Source organism: Amycolatopsis bartoniae, from assembly GCF_014191255.1.
GTDB lineage: Bacteria > Actinomycetota > Actinomycetes > Mycobacteriales > Pseudonocardiaceae > Amycolatopsis_E > Amycolatopsis_E bartoniae.
In genome coordinates this window covers 76816-100697 of the sequence record NZ_JACHWH010000013.1, presented here as the reverse complement: position 1 = coordinate 100697, position 23882 = coordinate 76816, and the positions used below count along the sequence as shown (strand labels likewise).

General features: G+C 71.8%; 22 protein-coding genes. 7 read left to right on the top strand and 15 right to left on the bottom strand.

From position 1 onward, the window contains the following. Nucleotides 1-24 precede the first annotated feature (24 nt). Nucleotides 25-1194 (top strand): CaiB/BaiF CoA transferase family protein, encoded by a 1170-nt coding sequence (locus tag FHX82_RS33760; protein ID WP_145934856.1) that lies wholly within the window; start codon nucleotides 25-27, stop codon nucleotides 1192-1194. A 13-nt stretch (nucleotides 1195-1207) separates the two neighbouring features. Continuing rightward, on the top strand, nucleotides 1208-1948 hold the full coding sequence (locus tag FHX82_RS33755) for an enoyl-CoA hydratase-related protein (RefSeq protein WP_145934857.1): 741 nt from the start codon (nucleotides 1208-1210) through the stop codon (nucleotides 1946-1948). Between the two features lie 58 nt (nucleotides 1949-2006). Here FHX82_RS33755 and FHX82_RS33750 read toward each other — a convergent pair whose 3' ends face one another. The 8 genes from FHX82_RS33750 to FHX82_RS33715 are packed head-to-tail and all read right to left on the bottom strand — an operon-like array spanning nucleotide 2007 to nucleotide 11246. Beyond that, nucleotides 2007-3110: an acyl-CoA dehydrogenase family protein gene (locus tag FHX82_RS33750; RefSeq protein WP_145934858.1), complete on the bottom strand. Its 1104-nt coding sequence runs from the start codon at nucleotides 3108-3110 to the stop codon at nucleotides 2007-2009. Next, entirely contained in the window at nucleotides 3107-4315 is a 1209-nt protein-coding gene (locus FHX82_RS33745; protein ID WP_145934859.1) for an acyl-CoA dehydrogenase family protein, read from the bottom strand. Before FHX82_RS33745 ends, FHX82_RS33750 begins: the two co-directional genes overlap by 4 nt. Then, on the bottom strand, nucleotides 4312-5181 hold the full coding sequence (locus FHX82_RS33740; protein WP_145934860.1) for a MaoC/PaaZ C-terminal domain-containing protein: 870 nt from the start codon (nucleotides 5179-5181) through the stop codon (nucleotides 4312-4314). Before FHX82_RS33740 ends, FHX82_RS33745 begins: the two co-directional genes overlap by 4 nt. 51 nt (nucleotides 5182-5232) lie before the next feature. Continuing rightward, nucleotides 5233-6309, bottom strand: a complete 1077-nt coding sequence (locus FHX82_RS33735; protein WP_145934861.1) for a phosphotransferase family protein — start codon at nucleotides 6307-6309, stop codon at nucleotides 5233-5235. After that, nucleotides 6306-7316: an LLM class F420-dependent oxidoreductase gene (locus tag FHX82_RS33730; protein ID WP_221216897.1), complete on the bottom strand. Its 1011-nt coding sequence runs from the start codon at nucleotides 7314-7316 to the stop codon at nucleotides 6306-6308. Before FHX82_RS33730 ends, FHX82_RS33735 begins: the two co-directional genes overlap by 4 nt. Before the next feature lies 1 nt (nucleotide 7317). Further along, the gene (locus FHX82_RS33725; protein ID WP_183176998.1) at nucleotides 7318-8520 is read right to left on the bottom strand and encodes an acyl-CoA dehydrogenase family protein; all 1203 of its coding nucleotides are present in this window, start codon (nucleotides 8518-8520) and stop codon (nucleotides 7318-7320) included. A 19-nt stretch (nucleotides 8521-8539) separates the two neighbouring features. Further along, nucleotides 8540-9634 carry an SMP-30/gluconolactonase/LRE family protein gene (locus tag FHX82_RS33720; protein ID WP_145936378.1) on the bottom strand — a complete coding sequence of 365 codons (1095 nt, stop codon included), beginning with the start codon at nucleotides 9632-9634 and terminating at the stop codon, nucleotides 8540-8542. A gap of 25 nt (nucleotides 9635-9659) precedes the next feature. Beyond that, nucleotides 9660-11246 (bottom strand): AMP-binding protein, encoded by a 1587-nt coding sequence (locus FHX82_RS33715; RefSeq protein WP_145936379.1) that lies wholly within the window; start codon nucleotides 11244-11246, stop codon nucleotides 9660-9662. A gap of 99 nt (nucleotides 11247-11345) precedes the next feature. On the opposite strand from FHX82_RS33715, the gene FHX82_RS33710 reads away from it, so the two are divergent. Together FHX82_RS33710 and FHX82_RS33705 are read left to right on the top strand one after the other, a co-directional pair. After that, a complete protein-coding gene (locus FHX82_RS33710) occupies nucleotides 11346-12623 on the top strand; it encodes a phenylacetate--CoA ligase family protein (protein WP_145936380.1) in 1278 nt (425 codons plus the stop codon). Between the two features lie 30 nt (nucleotides 12624-12653). Further along, on the top strand, nucleotides 12654-13796 hold the full coding sequence (locus FHX82_RS33705; protein ID WP_145936381.1) for a hypothetical protein: 1143 nt from the start codon (nucleotides 12654-12656) through the stop codon (nucleotides 13794-13796). A gap of 42 nt (nucleotides 13797-13838) precedes the next feature. On the opposite strand, the gene FHX82_RS33700 is transcribed toward FHX82_RS33705, so the two are convergent. Continuing rightward, nucleotides 13839-14618 (bottom strand): SDR family oxidoreductase, encoded by a 780-nt coding sequence (locus FHX82_RS33700; protein WP_145936382.1) that lies wholly within the window; start codon nucleotides 14616-14618, stop codon nucleotides 13839-13841. A 50-nt stretch (nucleotides 14619-14668) separates the two neighbouring features. Between FHX82_RS33700 and FHX82_RS33695 the strand changes: the two genes are divergently transcribed. Continuing rightward, entirely contained in the window at nucleotides 14669-15415 is a 747-nt protein-coding gene (locus FHX82_RS33695; RefSeq protein ID WP_145936383.1) for an enoyl-CoA hydratase-related protein, read from the top strand. A gap of 45 nt (nucleotides 15416-15460) precedes the next feature. On the opposite strand, the gene FHX82_RS33690 is transcribed toward FHX82_RS33695, so the two are convergent. Continuing rightward, on the bottom strand, nucleotides 15461-16255 hold the full coding sequence (locus FHX82_RS33690; RefSeq protein WP_145936384.1) for an enoyl-CoA hydratase/isomerase family protein: 795 nt from the start codon (nucleotides 16253-16255) through the stop codon (nucleotides 15461-15463). Nucleotides 16256-16292: 37 nt separating this feature from the next. Further along, nucleotides 16293-17051: an SDR family NAD(P)-dependent oxidoreductase gene (locus FHX82_RS33685; protein WP_183176997.1), complete on the bottom strand. Its 759-nt coding sequence runs from the start codon at nucleotides 17049-17051 to the stop codon at nucleotides 16293-16295. Nucleotides 17052-17179: 128 nt separating this feature from the next. Here FHX82_RS33685 and FHX82_RS33680 point away from each other — a divergent pair, with 128 nt between their 5' ends. Both FHX82_RS33680 and FHX82_RS33675 read left to right on the top strand, forming a co-directional pair. Next, a complete protein-coding gene (locus FHX82_RS33680; RefSeq protein WP_145936386.1) occupies nucleotides 17180-18289 on the top strand; it encodes an acyl-CoA dehydrogenase family protein in 1110 nt (369 codons plus the stop codon). Then, the gene (locus tag FHX82_RS33675; protein ID WP_145936387.1) at nucleotides 18286-19509 is read left to right on the top strand and encodes an acyl-CoA dehydrogenase family protein; all 1224 of its coding nucleotides are present in this window, start codon (nucleotides 18286-18288) and stop codon (nucleotides 19507-19509) included. Before FHX82_RS33680 ends, FHX82_RS33675 begins: the two co-directional genes overlap by 4 nt. Nucleotides 19510-19573: 64 nt before the next feature. Here FHX82_RS33675 and FHX82_RS33670 read toward each other — a convergent pair whose 3' ends face one another. Genes FHX82_RS33670 through FHX82_RS33655 form a run of 4 tightly spaced genes read right to left on the bottom strand, consistent with a single transcriptional unit; the run spans nucleotide 19574 to nucleotide 23878 of the window. Beyond that, complete coding sequence (locus FHX82_RS33670) at nucleotides 19574-20932, bottom strand: FAD-dependent oxidoreductase (protein WP_145936388.1); 1359 nt, start codon at nucleotides 20930-20932, stop codon at nucleotides 19574-19576. After that, nucleotides 20929-21948, bottom strand: a complete 1020-nt coding sequence (locus FHX82_RS33665; protein ID WP_145936389.1) for an ABC transporter ATP-binding protein — start codon at nucleotides 21946-21948, stop codon at nucleotides 20929-20931. Before FHX82_RS33665 ends, FHX82_RS33670 begins: the two co-directional genes overlap by 4 nt. Beyond that, the gene (locus tag FHX82_RS33660) at nucleotides 21945-22988 is read right to left on the bottom strand and encodes an ABC transporter ATP-binding protein (protein ID WP_145936390.1); all 1044 of its coding nucleotides are present in this window, start codon (nucleotides 22986-22988) and stop codon (nucleotides 21945-21947) included. The genes FHX82_RS33665 and FHX82_RS33660 overlap by 4 nt, the downstream gene beginning before the upstream one ends. Continuing rightward, nucleotides 22985-23878, bottom strand: coding sequence for an ABC transporter permease (locus tag FHX82_RS33655; protein WP_145936391.1), 894 nt, complete (start codon nucleotides 23876-23878; stop codon nucleotides 22985-22987). Before FHX82_RS33655 ends, FHX82_RS33660 begins: the two co-directional genes overlap by 4 nt. Nucleotides 23879-23882: the final 4 nt, after the last annotated feature.

Below are 23882 nucleotides of genomic sequence, written 5' to 3'. Positions count from 1 at the left end.
TGCGATTTATAGTATACTCATCTCGTGGTTGACGACGATTCCCGCGCCTATCTCCCCCTTGCCGGCGTACGCGTGCTGGACCTGGCCAAGCTGATCCCCGGCGACCTCGCCACCCGCGTGCTCGCGGACCTCGGCGCCGAGGTCGTGAAGGTCGAGATGCCGGGCAGCGGCGACTACCTGCGCCGCATCCCCCCGATGGACGGCGACCAGTCCTTCCACCACCTGACCCTCAACCGGGGCAAGCGCAGCGTCGCCCTCGACCTCCGCCGCACCGAAGACCGCGAGACCTTCTTCCGCCTGGCCGACAAGGCCGACGCGATCGTCGAGGTGTCCCAGCCCGGACGGTTCCTGGAGATGGGCGTCGACTTCGCGGAGATGCGCCGCCGCCGTCCCGAACTCGTCATCTGCTCGATCTCGGGCTTCGGCCAGACCGGCCCACTGGCGACGCTGCCCTCGCACGGCTACAGCATGGACGCCCTCGCCGGGACGGCCATCGTACGGCGCGACCCGGACCGCACCCATTTCGCCGACGGCGGACCGGTCTCCAGCATCAGCGGCGAGGGCGGCGCCAACGCGGCCGCCACCGCCACCATCGCCGCCCTGTTCGCCGCGCGGACGACCGGGCGCGGCGCCTGGATCGACATCTCCTGCTGGGATGCCGCGGCCGAGATGAGCCGCGCCGCGATCGCCTACCGCGCCGCCCGCAACGCGCCGCGGCCCAACGAGATGGGCGAATGGTCCCTGTACGCGATCTACCGCTCGTCGGACGACCGGGACGTCGTCCTGTGCGCGATCGAGCAGAAGTTCTTCGAGCAGTTCTGCCGCGGACTCGGCCGCGAGGACCTGCTGGAACGCTGGTCGGCCGCCGGGGGGAACGCCGTGGACTACGGGGACCTGACGCTGCGGGACGAGCTCGACAAGATCTTCCGGTCGGCGACGGCCGACGAGTGGCTGCAGCGCTTCATCGACTGGGACGTGCCCGGCGGCATCGTCCAGACACCGGACGACCTGGCGGGAGCCGCGCACACCGAGGCCCGTGGCTTGATCGAGCGGAACTGGCGGGGCACCGTGCCCAACGTCCTGTCCCCGATCCGCTGGATGGACAGCGGCACGCGGCCGGGGCAGAGTGCCCGGCCGTGCTCCGAGGTCGGCGCCGACACCGCCGCGGTGCTCGACGACTGGCTCGGTGAGTGAGAGAGGCGGGACCATGACCGACACCGGAGTCGAATACCGCCGCGAGGGGACCAGCGGGCTCGTCCTGCTGGACGCGCCCCACCGCAACGCCCTCACCCCCGAGTTCGCCGACGCGATCGTCGGCGGCCTGGAGCAGGCCGAGGCCGACCCCGAGGTGACCTCCCTCGTGCTGGCCTCGGCAGGGCCCAGTTTCTGCAGTGGCGCCGACCTCGACATGCTCACGCGCGTGGGCGCCGACCCTCTCGCGGACGAGAACTTCGCCGGTATCGGCCGGATCTACGGGCTCTTCGAGCGGCTGCGCGAGGCCAGGATCCCGACCCTGGCCGCCGTCAACGGCACCCTGGTGGGGGCCGGGCTGAACCTGCCGCTCGCCTGTGACCTGCGCATCGTGTCCGACGACCTGAGACTGATCGGGTTCGGCCGCGCCGGCGTGCACCCCGGCGGCGGCCACCTCGCGATGCTCGCCCGGCACCTGCACACCGGAGCGGGCGCGGCGATCGCGTTGTTCAACCAGGAGATGCGCGCCGAACAAGCTCTGGCCGCGGGTTTCGCCTGGCAGGTCGTCCCCCGCGACGAGCTGCTGCCGGCCGCCCTGGCGCTCGCCGCCGCTGCCGGCACCGACGGAGAGCTCACCAGGGCGGTGACCCGGACCTACCGCGCGGTCGGCGAGACCCGTCCCACCCCACGGGCCGCGGTCCTGCTCGAGCGGGCTCCCCAGGTGTGGAGCATGCAGCGCCGCCTGCGAAGCCACTGAACGAGAAACGAAAGGGAGGGCGACCGAACCGGCCGCCCTCCCTTTCGCCGTCCCGGATTCAGACCGCCGTCAGCGCTTCCGCCGCCCTGGCCCGCAGCCAGGCGGCACTGCCGAACAGTGCCTCGTCCAGCTGAGCACGTTTGAAGAACAGGTGACAGTCGTGCTCCCACGTGTAGCCGATGCCACCGTGCACCTGGATCGCGTCCCCGGCGACCTCGGTGTAGGCCTCGACCGCGAACGACGCGGTGAGCGCCAGCGCGCGCTCGTCGTCCCCGGCGGCCGCTTCCGCCGCGCCCCCGGCCGCGGCGGCGGCACCCTCGACGAGCACGTACATGTCCGCGAGCTTGTGCTTCACGGCCTGGAACGAGCCGATGGGACGGTCGAACTGCACCCGGTCCTTGGCGTACTGGACCGCCATCTCGTGCAGCCGGCGCGCGCCGCCTGCCGCGTCGGCGGCCAGCGCTGCCGCGCCGTGCCGGTACACCGCCGCCAGCAACGCCACCGCGGAGTCACCCTCGGCCAGCACATCCGCGCGGGGCACGGAGACCTCGGTCAGCCGCACGGTGCTCAGCCGGCGCGTCCGATCGTGCACCACCACCGGCTCCACCACGACAGCGCCCGGCTCGACGGCCGCGACGACCGGCCCGTGCTCGCTCCGCGCGGCGACCACGAGCACCTCCGCGACCTCCGCATCGGGAACGAAACCGGCCGTGCCGTCGAGCACGATCCGCTCACCCGACACCGTCGCCCGCACGTCCAGCCGGTCGACGCCGGGAACACCGTCGGCGCCCGTCACGGCGACCGTGCCGATGGCCCCCTCCGCGAGCCTGGGCAGCCACTCGGCGGCCCGGGGACCGCCCGCCCGGGTGAAGGCGGTGGTCGCGAGCACGGCGCTGGAGAAGAACGGGACCGGCGCGAGCGCCCTGCCCAGTTCCTCGGCCACGACCGCGACGGCCTCGGGTCCCGCACCGATACCGCCGGACTCCTCGGGCACCGTCATCGCCGGGACCCCCATGTCCCGCGCCAGCAGTGCCCACAGATCGAGGTCGACCCCGGGGGCCGACTCGGCGACCTCCCGGACCCGTTCCGACGCGCAGCGCCGTTCCAGCATCGCGCGCAGGCTCGCGCGCAGGTCGGACAGTTCCTCACGGGTGGTGGTCATCGTGGCTCCCGGGGCAGGCCGAGCACGCGCTCGCCGATGATGTTGCGCTGGATCTCGTTGCTGCCGGCGGCGATCGTCCACGTCCACGAGCGGATGTGGTCGAGCATCCAGTCGCCGGAGGTGTAGCTGAGGTCGTTCTTGCGCCGCGGGTCGACGTGTGCCGCCAGACCGTTGCTGCGCACTCCGAACGCCGTGAGCCGCTGGAGCAGCCGGCTGAAGTAGAGCTTGAGGATCGACCCCCGCGCGCCGGGGTCGCGGCCCGCGCTGATGTCGCCGAGCACCCGGTCGTTGATCAGGCCCAGCACCTCGACCTCACCGGCGAAGGCGGCGAGGCGCTGCCGGAACTCCGGGTCCTCCACCAGCGGCCCGCCGTCGGCGGCGCGCAGCGTGCGCGCCTGCCGGACCAGCAGGGCGAGCAGTTCCTCGAGCCCGGCGTGCAGCTCGACCATCTGCGCGTAGCGCTCGGTGGCCAAGGTGGTCTGGGCCAGCCGCCAGCCCTCGTTCTCCTTGCCGACCAGCATCGAGGCCGGGATCCGCACGTCGGTGAGGAACACCTCGGCGAACTCGTGCGCGCCGGTGGCCTGCCGGATCGGGCGGACCTCGACGCCGGGTGCCCGCATGTCGAGGATGAACAGGCTGATCCCCCGGTGCTTCGGCGCGTCCGGGTCGGTCCGGGCGAGCAGGAGGCCCCAGCGGGCGTAGAGGCCCATGCTCGACCAGATCTTCTGTCCGTTCACGACGTAGTAGTCGCCTTCGCGCACCGCGCGGGTGCGCAGCGAGGCCAGGTCGGATCCCGCACCCGGCTCGGAGAACCCCTGGCACCACACATCGCCTTCGAGGATGCCGTCCAGGAGCTTCTGCTGTTCCGGGCTGCCGTGCTCCATCAGGGTCGCCGCGGCGTGCCCGAGCGAGATCGCGAGGTACCGCGGGCGCGGCGCCCCGGCCCGGCTCATCTCCTGCTGCAGGACCACCTGCTGGGCGAGCCCGGCCCCGGAACCGCCGAACCGCTCCGGCCACTGCGGCACGAGCAGGCCGGCGGAGTGCAGTTCGCGAGCCCAGGTCCGGTAGAACTCGAGCACCTCGGTCTCGTCGGCGTAGGGCAGCTTCTCCGCCCAGTCCTCGGGCGTGTGCTCGGCCAGCCACGCCCGCACGCGGGCCCGGTAGGCCGCGAGCTCGGCGTCCTCGCCCGGTGCTTTCGCGGTCATGCCGTCTCCTCCCCGGTCACCTCGAGGATGCCGTTGGTCAGTGCGTCGGCGTCGCGGTCGTCGACCCGGGCGAGAACCCGCACGACCGTCCCCTCTCGCCAGCAGCGGACGGTGATCGTCTCGCCGGGGAAGACGACCCCGGCGAACCGGGCCCGGAAGCGGCGCACCCGTGCGGTGTCGCCGCCCAGTACCCCGTCGACCGCGGCCTTGCAGACGATCCCGAAGGTGCACAGGCCGTGCAGGATGGGCCGGTCGAAGCCCGCCTTCGCCGCGACCAGCGGATCACTGTGCACGGGGTTGACGTCCCCGTTGAGCCGGTACAGCAACGCCTGCTGCGGCAGGGTCGGCACCGGCACCACCACGTCCGGCGCCCGCCGCGGCAACGGCCCGCCCTCGGCGGGCGGGCTCTTGGGCCCGCCGAAACCACCGGCTCCGCGCATGAACAACGAGAACCGGTTGACGAACAGCGGCCGGCCGTCCTCCGCGGTGGACGTGGCCTCCAGGACGGTCAGCGCGGCGCTGCCCTTGTCGTAGATCGCGGCGACCCGGCCCTCGGTGGACACCGTCGTGGCCGTGGGCAACGGCTCGAACAGCTCGATCTCGTGCTCGCCGTGCAGCATCTTCGTGTGGTCGAACTCCAGGCCCGGCACGTCCGTCAGCCCGCGAACCCCCTCGGAGCCGGGAATCACCGCGTAGCTGGGCAGAACCCGCAACCGGTCTTCGAGCACATACGCCAGCTCGCGTTCGGACAACGGGTCCGCGCCCGCGCCCAGACCGAGCTGATAGAGCACCACGTCGCGCTCCGACCACGTGGTCTTCGCGCTGCCGGCGCTCGCGCCGACCGCCTTGTTCACGTCGATAGCCATCGTCGGCCACCACTCCTCTGCTGCTACGTGTGTGAGATGCCGTCGAGGCGGCTAGCGGCGTTCGCCCCGCGCGATGGCGGCGGCGTCGGCGAGCAACCTGGGCACCATCTCCCCGAACTCCAGGTGGCGGGTGATGTCGCTTTCGGACCGCAGAGCCTTGGCGTACGAGCCTTCGAGGATGCAGGCGAGCTTGAACAGGGCCAGCACCTGGTAGTAGCCGACGGCGCCGAGATCACGGCTGGAGGTGCGCGCGTACCGGTCGAGGATCTCGGCTCTGGCCGGCATGCCCGGCTCCTGGGTGATCCACGGGGCGTCCCCGGACACCGCGGAGCGCTCCCCCGCCTCGGCCCAGAGCCCGAGCACCCAGCCGAGGTCGATGAGGGGGTCGCCGATGGTGGCCTGTTCCCAGTCGACCACCGCGGCCACCCCGCCGCCCGGCTCGGGTGCGAACAGCACGTTGAGGAACTGGTAGTCCCCGTGCAACAGGCCGGGTGCCTGGTCCGCCGGCTGGTTGGCGCGCAACCACGACGTGACCAGCTCCAGATGCGGCAGTGGCCGGTTGCGGTAACCCTCCAGCTGGGACAGCCACCGGTCGACCTGGCGGGACAGGAAACCGTCCGGCCTGCCGAAGTCCGCCAGCCCGGCGGCCCGCCAGTCGACCTCGCCGATCGCGGCGAGCGTGTCCACATAGGACATGACCAGCGTGTGCAGGGTGGCGGGGTCCAGCGGGTAGGGCGGGTCCAGCGGCAGCTCCAGGTGGAACCCGCGCACCCGTTGCACGACCAGGAACGGCACGCCGAGCAGGCTGGTGTCCGTGCACAGGTCGTAGACGGCCGGATGGGGGACACCGGTGCCGTCCAGCGCACGCAGCACGCGGTATTCGCGCCCGATGTCGTGTGCGGACTTCGACGTCTTCACCCGCGGCGGGACGCGCAGGATGACCTCCTCGCCGCCGGTGTCCCGCAGGACGTACATCTTGTTGGAGGCGCCGGCGGTCAGCCGCGTGGCGGCGTCCACCCGGAACGGCCGGCCGAGCACCTTCGACAGGTGCCCCTCCAGCGCCGGGACGGGAAGTTCGTCCCGGCCGACCTCGCGCTGCCCGGATCCGACGGTGGTGTGACCACTCACCTGCTGCTCCCCACGTTCTCGCGCGCCGGCGCGGCCAGGCCGGCCACCATCTCCCGGAGCTCCGGCCACGGCGGCGCCGCCGGACCACCATCGGGCCCGACGATCGCCAGTACTGCCGAGGTCACCCCGGCGTCCAGATAGGACCGCAGCCGGTCCCGGCAGGCCGCGACCTCGCCGTGCACGACGAGGTCGTCGATCACCTCGTCGGGCACGCACCGCGCCGCTTCCGCACGGTCGCCGGCCGCCCAGGCGCGCCACATCGGTTCGAGCAGCTCGCCCCGGCCGAGCCGGCGCTGGAAGGCCGCGTACGTCGGCACGCTCAGGTATCCGGCGAACAGCGGTCGCAGGCCGTCCCGCAACCGCTGCGGGTCGGTGGCCGGGCAGACCATGATGCGGCACACGACCTCGCGGTCCCGCCGTCCGCCGAGCAGACCATCCACATCGGATGGTGACAGCCAGTTGACCACGACGCCGTCGGCGTGTTCGAGGCCCAGCTCGACCATGCGCGGCCCGAGCGCCGCCACCAGCACGGGTGGCGGTTCTCCGGGGACCCGGGCCAGCCGGAAGCCGCGGGTGGTGATGGTCTCGAACGGGCCCCGCACGGTGCCGCCCGCGAAGGCCTGCCGCAGGAACGTCACGGTGTCGCGAGCCCGCGCCACGCGCCGGTCGAACGGGATTCCGTTCCACCCCTGCACCATCGGATACGACGAGGATCCGATCCCGATCGCGGTCCGGCCGGGTGCGAGCTCGGCCAGCGCCGCGGCGGACTGCGCGAGCAGCGCGGGACCGCGGGTCAGATATCCCGCGACCCCGGTGCCCAGCCGCACCCGCCGGCCGGCCGTGGCGGCGACGGCGAGCGGCGTGAAGGCGTCCGCGCCGTTGGACTCCGAGGACCAGACCTCGGTGATCCCCGCCTCCGCCGCGGTCGCGACGACGTCCGGCAGGCCGGCGAGACCACCACCCGCGATGGGAATGGTCAGGCCGATCGCGCGCCGCACCGACACCACGTCATTCACCCCGCGCGCCGAAGTCCCAGCCGTCGCCCTCGCGGTACGAACGCAGGATCGTGCGGGCGACGCGCTGCTTGTGCGCCTCGTCCGGCCCGTCGACGATCCGTCCGTAGCGCGCCTCGCGGAACATCAGTTCCAGCGGCAGCCGGTCGGTCAGCCCCTCGGCGCCGTGGACCTGCATCGCCCGGTCCAGGACCTCGTTGACCATCTTCGCGCAGGACACCTTGATGGCGGACAGTTCGACGCGGGCCTGCTCACCGCGATCGACCTTGGCGGCCGCGTCGAGCACCAGGTAGCGGTTGGCGGCGATCTGGTGGTAGGAGTCGAAGATCCACTCCTGCACGAACTGTTTGTCCCCGAGCGGCGCTCCGCCGAGCAGGCGCTCGTTCGCGCGTGCGCACAGGTAGTCGAACGCCCGCTGCGCGACGCCCAGCCAGCGCATGCAGTGGTAGATGCGACCCGGGCCGAGGCGCTGCTGCGCCAGCACGAAGCCGTCGCCGCGCCCGCCGATGAGGTTCTCCTTCGGGACCCGGACGTTGTCCAGTTCGACCTCGTAGTGCCCGGACAACACCGAGCGCAGGCCCATCACCTGCAGCTCCTCGCCCACCGTGTACCCGGGGGTGCCGGTGGGCACGAGGATCATGCTGAACTGCCGGTGCGGCGGCGCGTCCGGATCGGTCTTGGCCATCACGATGGTCACCGCGGCCCGGTCGGCGGCACTGATGAACCACTTGCGCCCGTTGAGCACCCACTCGTCGCCCTCGAGCCGCGCCGTGGTCCGCAGCCCCGTCGGGTCCGCGCTCGCCACCCCCGGCTCGGTGACCGCGAAGGCGATCCGCAGTTCACCCATGGTGGCCGGCCGCACCCAGCGCTCGCGCTGCTCCTCGGTCGCCACGGGGTCGAGCATGACGACGGTCTGGAGCGAGACCGTGCCCAGCGCCTGCTGGGCCGGTTCGCACCGGCCGATCACCTCGTTGACGTAGGCGTAGTCCAGCATGGACAGGCCGCCGCCGCCGAGGTGCGCGGGGTGGCCGATGGCGTAGAGGCCCTCGGCCTTGGCCTTCTCCTCGATCTCCTTCAGCAGGGTCCGGGCGGGCGGGCCGCCGTGGCCGAGCTCCAGCTCGACGGGGATCAGGTGGTCGTCGATGAACCGGGACACCCGGTCCCGGATCGGCCGGACGCTCTCGGGGATGGTGAACACGCGAAGGTCTCCGGATCTCTCAGTACCCGCTCAGATCGAGCAGGGTCAGGGTGTGGGTGCCGCCGCGGGCACTGACGTCGGGCACGAGCAGCGCGGGCTCGCCGTCGAGCGCCTTGGGGTAGCAGACGTTGATGTCGGCGGGGCTGCCGATCCCGTCCGCGCCCTCGAACTCCAGCTGGGTCCGGGTGCCGTCCGGGCGCAGCACGTAGATCTCGGCGAGGGCGGGGTTGCTGACGACGACCGCGCCGCGCCGGGTCACCGAAATGCCGTCGAGGAAGCCGCCGGGCGGACCACCGAGATCGCGGAAGCGGGGTGCGGGCTGCTCACCGGAGACGAAGTTCTCGGGCAGCAGCTGGTACGCACCGCCGCCGACCGGGCACTGCGCCTCGCAGCTCACCGCCCACACCGAACCGTCGGCAGGCGCCACGGTCACGCCGTTGACCCAGCCCGGCATCATGACCACCCGCTGGATCGTGCCCGCCGCGGCCGGGTCGCCGGCGGCGATCGCGTCGAGCGAGGAGTGCGGGATGCGGTAGACCGCGGCGTCCACCGGTGGCGGCAGCGCGCCGGCGGGGTTGGTGTTGGGGATGTCGGACACGTAGACGTCGCCGTTGAGGCCCACGGCGAGGCCGTTCGGCTGCTCGAACGCGTTGAACGCGCCGGCGACGACCGAGCCCTGCCACAGCGGCAGCGGCGGGAGTTTCTCCCCCGTCAGCGGGTTGTAGGCCAGTACCTGCGGCCGGACGTCCGGTCCGTCGGGCAGGACTGTCTCACCGTCCGCCGTGATCGGCTTGCCGCCGGAGGCGGCGAACACGGTGCCGGCGGGATAGGTGGCGGTCCCCTGCCGCAGCACGTCCGTGCCGAGGGTTCCGGTCAGTCCCTCGATCAGCCGTTCGGCGACCGGTTCCAGACCGTCGCCGGTGAACCGGACCGTGCTGACGTAGGACTCGCCCTGCCGGTAGGTCAGTCCCTTGCCGCCGCGGAAGGACGGCACGAGTGTGATCGCCGCGTTCGAGACGACGATCGTTTCCCCGTCGGGCAGCATCTCCGCGCTCTCCGGGTTGGTGAACCCGTCGATCCTGCCCAGTACCTCGACCTCGGTCAGCTCCGACACGCCTCGCTCCTCTCGTTGATGCGGTTCACCGGGCGCCGGCGCGCAGTGGCACGTCCCGCCTGCCACTGGACACCTGTCCCGGATAGCCACCGCCCCCGTGCTCGGCGTCGACGCGGTCGCGGTCCACCTGCCCGTTGGCCTGTTTCGGCAACGAGCCGACGAACACGACCTCCCGGGGCTTCTTGTACGAGGCGATCGACGACCGGCAGTGCTCGACGAGCTCCTCGGCGGTGACGGTGCTGCCCTCGGCTCGCACGACCACGGCCTTGACCGACTGGGTCCAGCGCTCGTCCGGCACGCCGATGACGCACGCCGCGGCGACACCGGGATGCGCGGTGAGGCAGCGTTCGACCTCGAACGGGTAGATGTTCTCCGAGGCGGACTTGATCATCCGCAGCTTTGGCCCGACGAACTGGATCGACCCGTCCGGGGCGCGCTTGCCCAGGTCCCCGGTGTAGTGCCAGCCATCGCGCCTGCGCTGCGCGTTGAGTTCGTCGCGGTGCAGGTAACCGGTCATGACGACCGGGCCGCGGCAGATGATCTCGCCGGTCTCCCCGTCGGGCACGTCCGCGCCGGTGTCGTCCACGATGCGCACCTGGCTCAACGGCGCGGGCCTGCCGTAGATGGAGTCGGTCTTGCGGCCGAGCCCGTAGCTGGTGATGAGGCCGGACACCTCGGACTGCCCGTAGCCGCCTGCTCGCCCGGTGGCCGGGTTGGCGCTGGGCGTGCACATCGTCCAGGTGGCGGGGTCCGGGTCGGGCCAGAGGCTGGTGAGGTCGAAGCGGCCGCCGGCGTTGATCTCGCGGATGGCCTCGAGGGTGGGCGCCATGACGAAGGCCCGGTTGCACCGTTCGGCTTCGATGACCGCGCACATCTCCTCGGGGTCGACCCGGGCGACGACGACGTTCGTCCCGCCGTGCACGAGCGTCGCCAGCGTGGTCATGAGCGTGCCCAGGTGGAACATGGGTCCCGAGTTGAGGAACACCGTGGCATCGCTCAGTTCCGCGATGCGCCCGACGACCAGGCCCTCGATCAGCGCGGACCAGTGCGAGAGCATCGCGGCGTGCGGGCGTCCCTCGAACGCCGCGGTGTAGATGCCGAGCACGGGGCTCGCGGGATCCACGTCGACCTCCGGGTCGGCCGCGTCCCCGGACTCCAGGAGCTCTTCGTAGCTGCCCGGTCCGGTGGCGTCGTGGCGCACCCACAGCGAGCTGTCCGCACTCGCGGCCTGCTCCCGGGCCGCCTGGACGGTCGCGCCGATCTCCGCGTCCTGCCAGACGACCACCCGCGCGGCGACGTCGTCGATGACGAAAGCGAGCTCGTCGGCGGACTGCCGCCAGTTGACCGGGATCACCGCGGCGCCCAGCTTGGCGCAGGCGCCGAGCAGCTCCAGCAGCCGGAACGAGTTCTGTCCCAGCCACAGGACACGCTCGCCCTGGCCGGCACCGTGCGCGGCGAGGGCGTTGGCGAGCTTGTTGACACGGTGGTCGAACTCCGCATAGGACAGGCGCACGGCGTGATCGACCGCCGCCGTCAGCCCTCCTCGACTGCGGCGGTGTTCCCGGAGCACGTCTCCCAGTGTGATCGTCGACGCGTCTCCGAACGGCCCCATTACCGCACTCCTCCCGATGAGCATTGCTTTCAATCCCGACCGCTAATTAGTATCCTCAAAATGAACAACGGGTCAAGCCACAGTCGAGGAGGACCACGGGTGACCGAACCGAACGGGGACCGCGAGCTGTACGACGCCGAGGCGCAGACGCTGGCTCCAGAAGAGAACCGCCGGCGCGCGTTCGCCGGACTGCAGGGTGAATGGGACCGGGTCTGGAGCAATCCCTACTACAGCAACCGCTACCGCGAGGCCGGTCTGGAACCGGGCCAACTGCCACCCCTGGACGAAATCCCCCGCACCACCAAGAACGACCTGCGGGCGGACGTGCAGGCCAACCCGCCGTTCGGCACGCACCGGTCGGTGCAGCTGGAACAGGCCCGGCGCGTCGGGACGTCCACCGGAACCACCGGCAAGCCGTGGCTGGTGCTGTGGACCGAACGGGACATGGCCGTCGCCATCGACGTGCGGCTCCAGTACCTGTGGCGCGTCGGCATGCGCCCCGGCGGGAGGTTCGCGCACAGCTGGCCGACCGGGCTCTACTCCACGGGTGTGCTGGCCGGACGCGACTTCCTCAAGCTCGGGATCATGGAGATCCCCTGCGGCCTGCCCAGCACCGACAAGGACATCGAGATGCATCTCGATCTGTGGCAGCTGCTCTCGCCGACCGGTTTCATGCTGACCGGCTCCCAGGTGCAGATCTACGAAAACGCCGCCGCGGAGCACGGGCTGGACCTGCGCAAGCTGTTCAACGAGGCGTCGCTGCTGATCGTCGAGGCGCTCTACCAGTTCGAAGAGCCGCGACGGCAGTTCGAACAGACCTACGGCGTCCGGCTGCACAACATCACCGGAGCCTCGGAGATCCCGGGCTACTCGATCAACGACTGCCGCTTCCACACCGGGATGCACGTCCCGATGGGGCATCACTGGATCCAGGTCGTCGACCCGGTGACCGGCAAGGAGGTACCGACGGGCGAGCGCGGCCACCTGGTGATCAACTCCTACGACCTCGACGCGTTCTACCTCCGCTACGACGTGGAGGACATCGTCGCCGCCACCGACGAGCCCTGCCCGTGCGGTGAAACCGGCCAGCGGTACACGTTCCTCGGCCGCGGCGCGGACCGCGCCGAGGTCGACGGGAAAATGGTGCTGCCGATCGACATCCAGCTGGCGCTGTTCCCCCACGGCTCGCCCGAGTTCCAGTTGCGCCCCGGGCAGGGCGGCGAAGTCCGGCTCAAGGTGGAGACCGAGGACGAGCAGTCGGCGCGACGGGTCGAAGGGATCCTCCGCGAGGACCTCGGAGTACCGGTGAAGGCCGAGTCGGTGCCCGTGGGCAGCCTCCCGCGCTCGACGTTCAAGCCGCGCCGGGTCGCGAGCTGACCGGCCACCAGGCGAAAGGAAGGGCACACGTTGAGCACCACATCGGTCACCGAGGACTTTTCCCAGCTGCGTGCCGACTGCGAGTTCCGCGCCGAGGTCCACGACGAGCGCTACCGCGTCCGCGAGGCCATCGGGGTCGGGGAATGGCTGTACGACCCCCAGCTGCGCTTCGCCACCGAGGACGGCGCGGTCGTCCTGAGCGACATCGGCGGACAGCCCGAACGCGGGTTCGACCCGACCGCCGGCCACGGTGCCATCTACCGGTTCACCGCCGACGACCGTCTCGAGACGATCTCGCCCCCCGGGATGCACGGCGTGACCGCGCCGCTGCGGCCGGAGCAGGCGCCGCCGTGGTTCGGCGGCTGGGGCGGGCACCTGTTCTTCATCGCCCAGGCCGAGTCCGGGCGCGTCGGGGCACACAAGGGACACCGGCTCTATCGCATGGACCCCGCCGACGGGATCCCGCACGCGTTCGCGGACCTGCCACACCACGGACCGGTCGGCGGCGGCGTTCCCGGCGCGGGAATGACCGGGACCTTCGGCCCGAAGGGGAGCCCGCACGAGGGCTACCTGTTCTGCCAGTCGCTGGTCAACTGCGTCGTGTACCGCATCGACCCCGACGGCAACGCCGAGCCGTACCTGGTGATGGCCCCGCCGTTGGTGGAGCGGCCCATGATGCCGTTCCTGACCTTCGTCGCGCCCGACCACTCGCAGTGGCGGGACGTCGCGGGCGAGGTGATCATCGCGACGCGCGCGACGACCTACCTCGAACACGGCGAAGCCAAGACCGACCTCCAGTACTGGCGGATCGACGACAGCGACCGCTCGGTGCACCCGGTCACCGGCATGCAGTGGCGTGCGGGGCCGATCGCCCCCGAGGGGTTCGGCCCGTACGCCGGGCACATGTTCACCGTCGACGAAGGGTCGACCAACCTGCTGCACGCGTCGATCAACGAGCTCAACGCCAAGCCGCTGCCCTACGATGCGCGCATCCTCCGCATCGCGCCGGACGGCAGTGAGCACGTGTTCGTCGACGGCATCCAGGGCGGCAGCACGACGCTGGTGTTCGCCGGGAACCGCCTGGTCGCCGCCTCCTCGCGGAAGAGTTACTCCACCGGCGAGTACCACGAGCCGGACGGTTCGATCTTCGTCGTCGAACCCGCCGGGAGCTGACCGGGTGGGCCGGTCCGGTATCCGGCCGGGCCGGCCCCCGGGTCACCCGCGGGTGACCCACTCCTCGAAGTCGTCGTCCGTCCGCCCGGTCCGTTCGCGGATCATCCCGGCGACCGCCTCCGACGTCGGCATCCGCAGCGGGACGCGCTCCGCCTCGACCGCGCGCGCCACGACCTCGGCGACCTCCTCGGAGGTCTGCGCGGGAGCGTTGGCCGCGGCCTGGGCCGTGGCCCGCGCGGCCACCTCGGCGTAGGGCCCGGGAGCGATGTCGGCGGCCAGCCGCTTCGCGCTGAAATCGGACTTCACCGCGCCGGGTTCCACCAGTACGACGTCGATCCCGAAATCGCGCACCTCGAACCGCAACGACTCGCTCAGCGCCTCCAGCGCGTGCTTGCTCGCCGCGTAGTGCCCCGTCAGCGGCATGGCGCGCCGCCCGGCCACCGACGAGACGTTGACGATGCGCCCCGCGCCCCGCTCCCGCATCGCGGGGAGGAACGCCCGCACCGTCCGCACGGGGCCGAGCACGTTGGTCTCCCACAGGGTGCGGAGCGCCTCGTCGCCCACGAGCTCGACCGGCGCGCGCAGGCCCCGTCCGGCGTTGTTGACGAGGACGTCGACCGGGCCGGCCTTCTCTGCGGCGGCGGCGACCGAGTCCGGGTCCGTGACGTCGAGTTCGAGGGCGAGCGCGACGTCGAGGTCGGCGATCGACTCGATCTTGAGCGCGGTGGCGATCACCTCGTGGCCGCGGGCCGCGAGGTGGATCGCGCTCGCGCGCCCCACCCCGCTCGAACATCCGGTGATGAGCACGCGACGACTCCGCATGAGCTGGACCTCCTTGGCTTCGACAGCGAAAAAATGAGTATACTTAGTTTGTGTCACCGACGACAACGCGCGCCATCGGCCCGGTTCTGGTCATCACGATCGACCGTCCCCATGTCCACAACGCGGTCGACCACGCGGTCCTGGTGGGCGTGCGCGCCGCGGTCGAGCGCCTGGAGTCCGCGCCCGAACTCCGCGCCGGAGTACTGACCGGCGCCGGTGGCACGTTCTGCTCGGGAGCGGATCTCCGGGCACGCCTGGCCGGTGAACGGGTGGTGGACGACAACGGCTTCGCCGGCCTCACGCGGCGCCGCCGGACCAAACCCCTCATCGCCGCGGCGGAAGGCAACGCGCTGGGCGGCGGAATGGAACTGGTCCTGGCGTGCGACATCGTGGTGGCGGCCCGGGACGCCCGGTTCGGTCTGCCCGAGGTGCGCCGCGCGGTGCTCGCCGCGGAGGGCGGGCTCTACCGCAGCGCCTCCGTGCTCGGCCGGAAGGTCGCGATGCAGCTGGCGCTGACCGGCGAGCCGATCGACGCGGAGCGGGCCCACCAGCTGGGGCTGGTGAACGAGCTGACGGGACCCGGCAAGGCACTGGAGACCGCGGTGGCGATCGCCGAACGGATCGCGGCCAACGCCCCGGAGTCGGTCCGCCAGAGCAAACGGGTCATCGACGAGTCGGCGGGCCTGGCGGAGGACGACGCCTGGGCGCTCACGCAGGAGGCCTACGCCGCGGTCAAAGCGAGCCCCGAGTTCCGGGAGGGGGCCCGGGCATTCGTGGCCCGCAAGGGCGCCCGGTAGCTCACCGTCCACCGAGGACAGTCGCCGCCGGGCGCCGCGCCCCGATCAGGCCCACTCCGGCGGCCGCTTCTCGAAGAAGGCCTTCGGCCCCTCCTGGGCGTCCGGGTGATGATCGCCGTGGGCCCGCAGGACCGGCCAGGCGATCCGTAGCGCGTCGTGCAGCGGACGATCCAGCGCGTCCCACACCACCTGCCGGCTCGCCGCGATCGCCGCGGGCGACCCCGCCGCGATCGCCCGCGCCAGCTCCAGCGCGCGCTCCTGGAGCTGTGCGGCCGGGACGACCTCCGTCACCAGGCCCATCTCGAGGGCGCGCCGGGCGTCGATCCGCTCCGCCCGCCCGAGCAGCATCATCCGCATCACGGCCTGGTGCGGGACGCGGCGCGAGAGCACGATCGTTTCGATCGCGCTGACCTGGCCCACCGACACGTGGGGGTCCAGGAACGTGGCGGAATCGGCGGCGATCGTGAAGTCGGTGTCCGCGACGAAGTGCAGCCCACCGCCCGCGCACACACCGTTGACCGCGCAGATCGACGGCTTGCGGACCTTGTTCTGCAGCGGTGTGAAGCGGTTCTCCCGCTCGAAGATCCCGGTCCGCGCCCGGGAGCGGTCAGCGACCGTGCCCACGTCGGCCCCGGAGCAGAATGCCCGCTCCCCCGCCCCGGTGACCACCGCGACCCGCGCGTCCGGGTCGGCGTCGAAGGCGGGCCAGAACCGGGCCAGCTCCTCCAGCATGACCGGCGAGATGGCGTTCATGCGCTCCGGGCGGTTCAGCCGGACGACGACGACACCTCCCTTGCCGGCCTCGACGTCGAGGGTCTCCCAAGGGCCGATCAAGTCCATTGTGTACTCCTATCCGAGGATCCCAGGTGTGCCGCGGTCACAACGACGGGTTGAGGCCGCCGGCCACGGTGAGCGCCTGGCCGCTGATGTTCCGGCTGCCCGCCCCGAGCAGGAACTCCACCGCGTCGGCGACGTCGTCCACCGTGTTGGGCCGCCCGAGGGGGTTGTGCGCCGCCCAGTCCTGCACCCAGGTCCCGTCCGGCCGGTCCACCACGGTCGTCGTCGTGGCGCCGAGCACGATCACGTTCACCGTGATCCCGTGCGGCCCCAGTTGCGTGGCCGCCGACCGGGTCAGCGCCACCAGTCCGGCCTTCGCCGCCGCGTAATGGGCGCGGTCGGGCGAGCCCGCCCATGACGTGGAGCCGATGTTGACGATCCGGCCGCCACCGGCGCCCACCATGACGCGCGCGGCCTCCTGCAGGCACCGGAACGCCGACGTCAGGTTGATGTCGAGGGTGCGGGACCACTGGTCGTCGGTGATGTCCAGGATGGGCTGGTTCAACGGGCCCTTGACCCCGCCGGCCACGTTCACCAGAGCGTCGAGCCTGCCCCACCGGGCAACGGCGTTCTCGCGGAGAGCGACCGCGGTGGCCCGCTCCGACACGTCGCCGGCGACGGTGACGACGGTGGCGCCGTCGGCGCACAACGCCTCCGCCGTGGTGGCGAGCCGGTCGGCCGACCGGTCGTTGAGGACCAGCGCGTGGGTGGCTGCGAGGCGCCGCGCGATCGCCGCCCCCATCGGCCCGCCCGCCGCGGTCACCACGGCTACGGGCCGCTCCGCCACTCCCTCCGTCACGGCGAAAAGAGTATCATTTTGTGCCACTCCGGCCGTGTTCATCTCCGTCATCCTCTCGCCTTTACCCGGTACTTGGCTCTACGATAGTCGGCATCTCACCTATTTAGTATCCTCTATGTGGAGGGAAGATGGAATTCCAACTCACCGCGGAGCAGGTCGGGCTGCAGCAGAGCGTGCGTCGCCTGCTCGCGGCACGGGCCGCACCGCGCAGCGCCTTCACGGAGGAGGCACCGGCGCAGGCGCGAGCGCTGTGGGCGGCACTGAACGACGTCGGCCTCGGCGCACTCGGCCTCGACCTCCCCCAGTACGAGCTGACCTCCACCGCGATCGAGCAGATGCTGGTCGCGGAGGAACTCGGCCGGGCCGTCGCGCCCGTCCCGTTCACCGGCGTCGCCGCGGCCACCTCGCTGCTGTCCCGCGGTACCGAACCCGCCGCGGCCCATCTGCTGGAGCAGGTCATCGAAGGCCGGATCACCGTGGCAGCCCTTCCGGCCGCCACCGGCGGCGGGGTCGACGTGAAGGCGGCCGCCGGGGACGAGGGCTGGACGGTCGACGGGGAGGTCGCGATCGTTCCCGGCGGCGCCTGGGCGCAGACCCTGCTGGTCGTCGCGCACACGACGAACGGCACCCCGGCCGTGCTCGCGGTCGAACTCGACGCACCAGGGGTCACCACGACGCCGTTGCCCGCGATCGACCCGACCGCGGGCCTGGCGCAGGTCGGCTTCTCCCGCACTCCCGCCGTCCCGGTGCTGGTGCACGACGCGGACGAAGCGATCTCCGCGGCGAGCGCACTGGCCACCCTGCTCGTGGCCGCCGAGTCCACGGGGGTCGCGGAACGAGCGCTGCGGATCGCCGCCGAGTACGCCCTGACCCGCCGGCAGTTCGGTCACCCCATCGGCGCCTTCCAGGCCATCAAGCACAAGCTGGCCGACATGCTCGTCCTGGTCGAGAACGCGCGGTCGGCCTGCTACGGGGCCGCCTGGCAGCTCTCCGGCGGTGAAGATGCCGGACTCTACGTGGCGATGGCGAAGGCCGTCGCGTCGGAAAGCGCCACCCAGGTCGCGGCCGACGCGCTGCAGATCCACGGCGGCATCGGCTGCACCTTCGAGCACGACATCCACCTCTATCTGCGCCGCGCCAAATCCGGACAGCTCCTGTACGGCGACACGGCCGAACACCTCGACGTGATCGCGGCGGCGCTGCTCGACGAGCCCATCCCCGGAGGAGCGACCCGATGACCGAGGTGACCAGCACATCCGCCCAGAGCACCGGCGAGTTCCGCGCGGAGCTGTCCGCATGGCTCGACGCCAACCTCCCCGAGGGCTGGGGCACCCCCGCGTTCCGGATGCCGAAGGGCGCGGAGCCCCGCCGCGAGTTCATCCGCGACCTCCAACGCCGCATGGCGGAGGACCGCTGGATCGCGATCCACTGGCCCGCCGAGTTCGGCGGCCGTGGCGCGACCATGGACCAGCAGATCGCCTACCACGCCGAGCTCGCCCGGCGCGGCGTGCCGCGCCCGCTCGGGCACATCGGCCTCAACCTGTGCGGGCCGACGATCATCCGGCACGGCACCGACTGGCAGCGAGAGCGCTTCCTGCGGCCGATGCTCGTCGGCGAGGAGATCTGGTGCGAAGGCTTCTCCGAGCCCGGCGCCGGTTCCGACCTGGCCGGGCTGCGCACCCGGGGCCGCATCGAGGGCGACGAAATGGTCATCGAAGGCCAGAAGACGTGGAACACCGGGGGCCACTACGCGCAGTGGATGTTCGCGCTCGTGCGCACCGACCCGGACGCGCCCAAGCACGAGGGCCTGTCGTTCGTCCTCATCCCGATGGACGCGCCCGGGGTGACCGTGCGGCCGATCGAGCGGATCTGCCGCGAGCACGACATCAACGACGTCTTCCTCGACTCCGTGCGGATCCCCCTCACCCACGTCGTGGGGCCGTTGCACGGTGGCTGGGGCGTCACCCGCACCACCCTCAACCACGAGCGCTACACGCAGTTCCTGGCCTCGCAGATCGGGTTCCGCCGGACCCTGGACAAGGTCGTCGACCTCGCCCGCCGCACCGGCCCGCTCGGCAGGCGCCCCGCCGACCGTCCCGAGGTGCGCAGCGCGCTGGCGCGCAAGTGGATCGCCAGCGAGCTCATCCGGTTGCACGGCCTGCGCAACATCGCCAGCGTCCAGTCCTCGGGCGAGCCCGGGCCGGAAGGCGCGATCATGAAGGCGTTCGGGCAGGAGCAGGAGAAGCAGCTCCACGAGCTCGCGATGGACCTCTCGGGAGCGGCCGGCCTGCTCGACCGCGGCTCCGCCCTCGCCCCCGACCGCGGCAAGTGGGTGTTCGGCTACCTGCGCTCGCGGGCGTCGACGATCGCCGGCGGGACCAGCGAGATCCAGCACAACGTCATCGCCGAACGGGTACTGGGCATGCCGCGCGACCCCTGGCTCACCCAGGAGAGCTGACCCCGGACGGCGAAGGGCTCGGAGCCGGGCGGCTCCGAGCCCTTCGCCGTGGACGCACTGCCGGTCAGCCGGGCGACGAGGCGGCGGTCGCCGCCGCCCTGAGCCCGAACACGGCACCGAGGGACAGGCCGCCGGCGTAGCCCCCGTCGTAGACGCCGGCGCCGTCGGCGCCGGCCGCGAGCAGACCCGGGACCGGCTCTCCGTTCTCGCCGAGTACCCGTGCTTCGGTGTCGATGCGCACGCCGCCGTGGGTGAAGGTGATCGCCGGCTGACATTCGCTCGCGAAGAACGGGGGTTCGGCGATGGGGCGCCGGTTCGTCCGCCGGGCCGGGGTGAGCGCCTCCGGATCGCCGGCCAGCCCGGCGTTGAACTCCGCCACCGACCGGACGACGCCCGCGGCGTCGTACCCCCACGCCGCGATCTTCCCGGCCAGCTCGCCGATCGTGTCCGCGTAGACGACGTGGGCGCCCTCCCGCTCCGCCTCGCGCGGCAGGTCGGTCGCCTCGACGCCCTTGAGCGGCGTCGTGGTGGCGTTGGTCCGGCGCGTCACCTCGTCCGCCACGATCACCGCCCGGGCACCCGGTAACCGCACGAGCGCCTGGGAATTGCGGTAGTGGCCGAGCGACTCGTCGGTGAACCGCCGGCCGTCGGGTCCCAGCATGATCCCCCACACGCTGTAGAAGGACTGCGCCAGCCGCAGGAAATCGCCCGGCACCAACGGTTTCGACAACGGGTAGGCCATGACGTGCCCGTAGAAACCCGACATGCCCGCGGAGAGCGCACCGCCCGCCGACCGGCCCAGCCGCAACCCGGCGCCGTCACTGCACGGGTTGGAGCGCACCAGCATCTGCGCCGCCTGCTCTCCGATGAACTGCCGGCGCAGTTCGGGATCACCCTGGAAACCGCCCGTGGCGAGCACCGTCCACGGCGCACGGACGCGAGTCCGGCCGTCCCGGTCGACGACGACCCCTCCGGTGACCGCGCCGTCCTCGATCACCAGCCGCTCGACCTCCGCTTCGAGCAGCACGGCCCCGCCCACCTTCTCCACGAGCCGGCGGGCGGCGTTGACGTAGCCGAGGATGTCGACCAGGTGCCCGATCCCGCCCATGTTGGACGACCGCCGTTCCTCGGACATCTCGACACCGAGCGAGGCGATCCAGGCGATGGCGTCGGCATGGCCGTCGACCAGCACCCGGCCCAGTTCCGGATCCCCGTCCGGGTTGCCGGCACGCAGGACCTCGTAGGACTCGGGCCGCCACACGAAGCCGCCGGACAGCACCGCGGAGCCGCCGACGTGGTCGGCCTTCTCCACCACGACGACGCGCATACCCTTGGCGGCGGCGGCTCCGGCGGCGGTCAGGCCCGCGATCCCCGCCCCGGCGACCAGCAGGTCGCACGAATACTCCTCGATTGCCCCGGTCATCCGGCCCTCCGCTGGTCCGATGGCGGGAGAACGCCGTGTCCCGGACCCGGCGCCTCCTCACTGGCGAAATGGCAAGCCACCCGGTGGTCACCCGTGGCGAGAGCCGGATTGGACGTCTCGCACACGGCCATCGCCACCGGACAGCGGTTGCGGTAGGCGCAGCCGCTCCCGATCTGCGCCTCCTGGAGCCGCTCGCCCTTGACCAGGCTGTCGGCCTCGCCGTCCCGTGGTCCGAAGTCCGGACGCGGCACCGCCGCGAGCAGCGCCTGGGTGTACGGGTGCCGGGGCGAGTCGAACACCTCGTGCGTCGGGCCGCTCTCGACGACCTGACCGGCGTACATGACCGCCACCCGGTGGGCGAAGTGCTCGACCACCGACAGATCGTGCGAGATGAACAGGTAGGACACGCCCGTCTCCGCCTGCAGGCCGACGAGCAGGTTGAGGATCTGGCCCCGGATGGACAGGTCGAGCGCGGCGACCGGCTCGTCACACACGATCAGTGACGGGTTCGTGGAGATCGCGCGGGCGATGGCCACCCGCTGGAGCTGTCCGCCGGAGAGCTCGCGCGGGAGGCGCTCGCCGAACTCGGGGTCCAGGCCGACCCGGACGAGGAGTTCCGCCGCCCGGGCCTGGCGCTGCGCCGCGGTGGTGCCGCCGTGCACGAGCAAGGGTTCCACAATGGAATCGGCGATCGTCATCGTCGGGTCGAGCGAGGAGAACGGATCCTGGAAGACCATCTGCATCCGCGGGCGCACCCGGCGCAGGTCCCGCCGGGACAGCCCGCGCACGTCGATGTCCTCGAACACGACGGTGCCCCCGTCCGGCTCGATCAGCCGGAGGACGAGCCGGCCGACAGTCGACTTGCCCGCACCGGACTCCCCGACGACTGCGACGGTCTCCCCCTTGCCGACCGTGAAGTCGACCCCGCGCACGGCGTGCACGGTCTGCCGCCGTCCGAACCGGCCGCTCGTGTAGGTCTTCGTGAGGTCGGTGGCGGTCAGCACGGTCTCACTCATGCGACTCCCTCCAGGCTGAGCTCCCCGGCCCGGACACAGCGGACCCGGTGGGGAACGGGATCGTCGGGCCCCGCGGGTCCGGCCACGTCCAGCGGGACCGGGGCCGTGTCGCAACGGCCCTCCTGGGCATGCGGGCACCGGCTGGAGAAATGGCACCCGGTGGGCCAATGCCCGGCCCTGGGGACCGTGCCGGGGATCGAGCCGAACCTGCGGGCCTCCTCACCCCTCCGCGGGATCGAGGAGATCAACCCGTGCGTGTAGGGGTGGCGCGGCCGGCGGAAGAGCTCCTCGGTGGGACCCTCCTCGACGATCTGCCCCGCGTACATCACCGCGGTGCGGTGGCAGATCTCGGTGACGACACCGAGGTCGTGGGTGATGAACAGGACGCCGAGGTTCATCTCCCGCTGGATCCGGTCCAGCAGCCTGAGCACCTGCTTCTGAACGGTGACGTCCAGCGCGGTGGTGGGCTCGTCGGCGATCAGCAGCTTCGGTGAGCACGCGAGCGCGATGGCGATCATCACGCGCTGGCACATCCCGCCGCTGAGCTGGTGGGGGTACGCGCTCGCGCGCTCGCGCGCCCGCGGGATCTCGACGAGTTCGAGCAACTCGACGGCGCGGGCGTGTGCCTGTGACCGGCTCATGCCGCGGTGCACCCGCAGCGGTTCGGCGATCTGGTCGCCGATCGTGAAGGCGGGGTTGAGGCAGCGCAGGGCGTCCTGGAAGATCATCGAAAGCTCGGCGCCCCGCAGTCCCCGGATCTGCTTGCGATCCATCGCCAGCAGGTCCCGCCCCTCGAACTCGATGGCCCCGCCCGACACTTCGAGGGAACGCGGCAGGAGGCCCATCGCGGCCAGCGAGCTCACGGTCTTGCCCGAGCCGGACTCGCCGACCAGGCCGACCATCTCGCCGGCGCGCACGGTGAAGCTGACGGAGTCGAGGATCGGGACCAGGGTGCGCCCCCTGCGGACGCCGACCGAGAGGTCGCGGACGGCCAGCAGCGCCGTCGTGGTGCCGGCGGCCGGCTCCTGGATCACGGTCATGACCGCCGGCCTCCCGAGACGATGGCGTCCCGCAGACCGTCGCCGAGGGACGAGAACAGGAACACGATCACCGCGATGACGATGCACGGCGGGAAGATCGGGAACGCGAGCTCCCGGATGTGGGTGAAGGCGTCCCGCGCCATCGTGCCGAGGCTGACCGCGGGGGGCTGGGCACCCAGTCCCAGGAAGCTCAGGCTGGCCTCCGCGATGATCGCCAGGCCGATCGAGAACGTCACCTGGACCAGGATCGGCGCCACCGCGTTGGCGAAGACGTGCCGGCCGAGGATCCGCGGCGTGGTGCACCCGATGGACCGCGCGGCCTCGACGAAGCTGTCCTTGGACACCGAAGCGGCGACACCGCGGGTGACGCGGTAGAACCGCGGCGCCAGCGTGACGCCGACCGCCAGCATCGCCGGGACGACACCGCCGCCGTAGGCGCCCACGATGGCCAGGGCGAGGATCAGCGGAGGCAGGCTGAGCAACGTGTCCGAGACCGTGTTGCTGATCGCGCCGAACGCGCCGCCCCGGTAGCCGGCGAGCAATCCGGCCGGCACTCCCAGCACGACGGCGGTGCCCACCGCGAGCAACCCGGCGAGCAGACTCAGCCGGGTGCCCGCGAACAGCAACGTCAGGATGTCGCGGCCCAGGCTGTCGGTTCCCAGCAGATGACCTCCGCCGGGCGTCTGGAGCCGGTTCATCAGATCCTGCTGATTCTCCCCGTACGGGGTCAGCAGCGGCCCGAGGACCGCGGCCAGTACCAGCACGACGAGCAGCACCAGCACCACCCGGGTACGGCGTTCGGAGAGCAGCATCCGGGCGGTGCGGAACCGCCGGCGCCTGCGGGGCGGCGGGGCCTCCGTGGCCCGCGCCGGGTCGATCGTGGCGGTCATCGCG

Bases quoted from the DNA above. Each gene is read 5' to 3' on its own strand.
- FHX82_RS33755 (WP_145934857.1), top strand. From the start codon at position 1,208: ATGACCGACACCGGAGTCGAATACCGCCGCGAGGGGACCAGCGGGCTC.
- FHX82_RS33750 (WP_145934858.1), bottom strand. From the start codon at position 3,110: ATGACCACCACCCGTGAGGAACTGTCCGACCTGCGCGCGAGCCTGCGC.
- FHX82_RS33745 (WP_145934859.1), bottom strand. From the start codon at position 4,315: ATGACCGCGAAAGCACCGGGCGAGGACGCCGAGCTCGCGGCCTACCGG.
- FHX82_RS33740 (WP_145934860.1), bottom strand. From the start codon at position 5,181: ATGGCTATCGACGTGAACAAGGCGGTCGGCGCGAGCGCCGGCAGCGCG.
- FHX82_RS33715 (WP_145936379.1), bottom strand. From the start codon at position 11,246: ATGGGGCCGTTCGGAGACGCGTCGACGATCACACTGGGAGACGTGCTC.
- FHX82_RS33700 (WP_145936382.1), bottom strand. From the start codon at position 14,618: ATGCGGAGTCGTCGCGTGCTCATCACCGGATGTTCGAGCGGGGTGGGG.
- FHX82_RS33690 (WP_145936384.1), bottom strand. From the start codon at position 16,255: ATGGACTTGATCGGCCCTTGGGAGACCCTCGACGTCGAGGCCGGCAAG.
- FHX82_RS33680 (WP_145936386.1), top strand. From the start codon at position 17,180: ATGGAATTCCAACTCACCGCGGAGCAGGTCGGGCTGCAGCAGAGCGTG.
- FHX82_RS33675 (WP_145936387.1), top strand. From the start codon at position 18,286: ATGACCGAGGTGACCAGCACATCCGCCCAGAGCACCGGCGAGTTCCGC.
- FHX82_RS33670 (WP_145936388.1), bottom strand. From the start codon at position 20,932: ATGACCGGGGCAATCGAGGAGTATTCGTGCGACCTGCTGGTCGCCGGG.
- FHX82_RS33665 (WP_145936389.1), bottom strand. From the start codon at position 21,948: ATGAGTGAGACCGTGCTGACCGCCACCGACCTCACGAAGACCTACACG.
- FHX82_RS33660 (WP_145936390.1), bottom strand. From the start codon at position 22,988: ATGACCGTGATCCAGGAGCCGGCCGCCGGCACCACGACGGCGCTGCTG.
- FHX82_RS33655 (WP_145936391.1), bottom strand. From the start codon at position 23,878: ATGACCGCCACGATCGACCCGGCGCGGGCCACGGAGGCCCCGCCGCCC.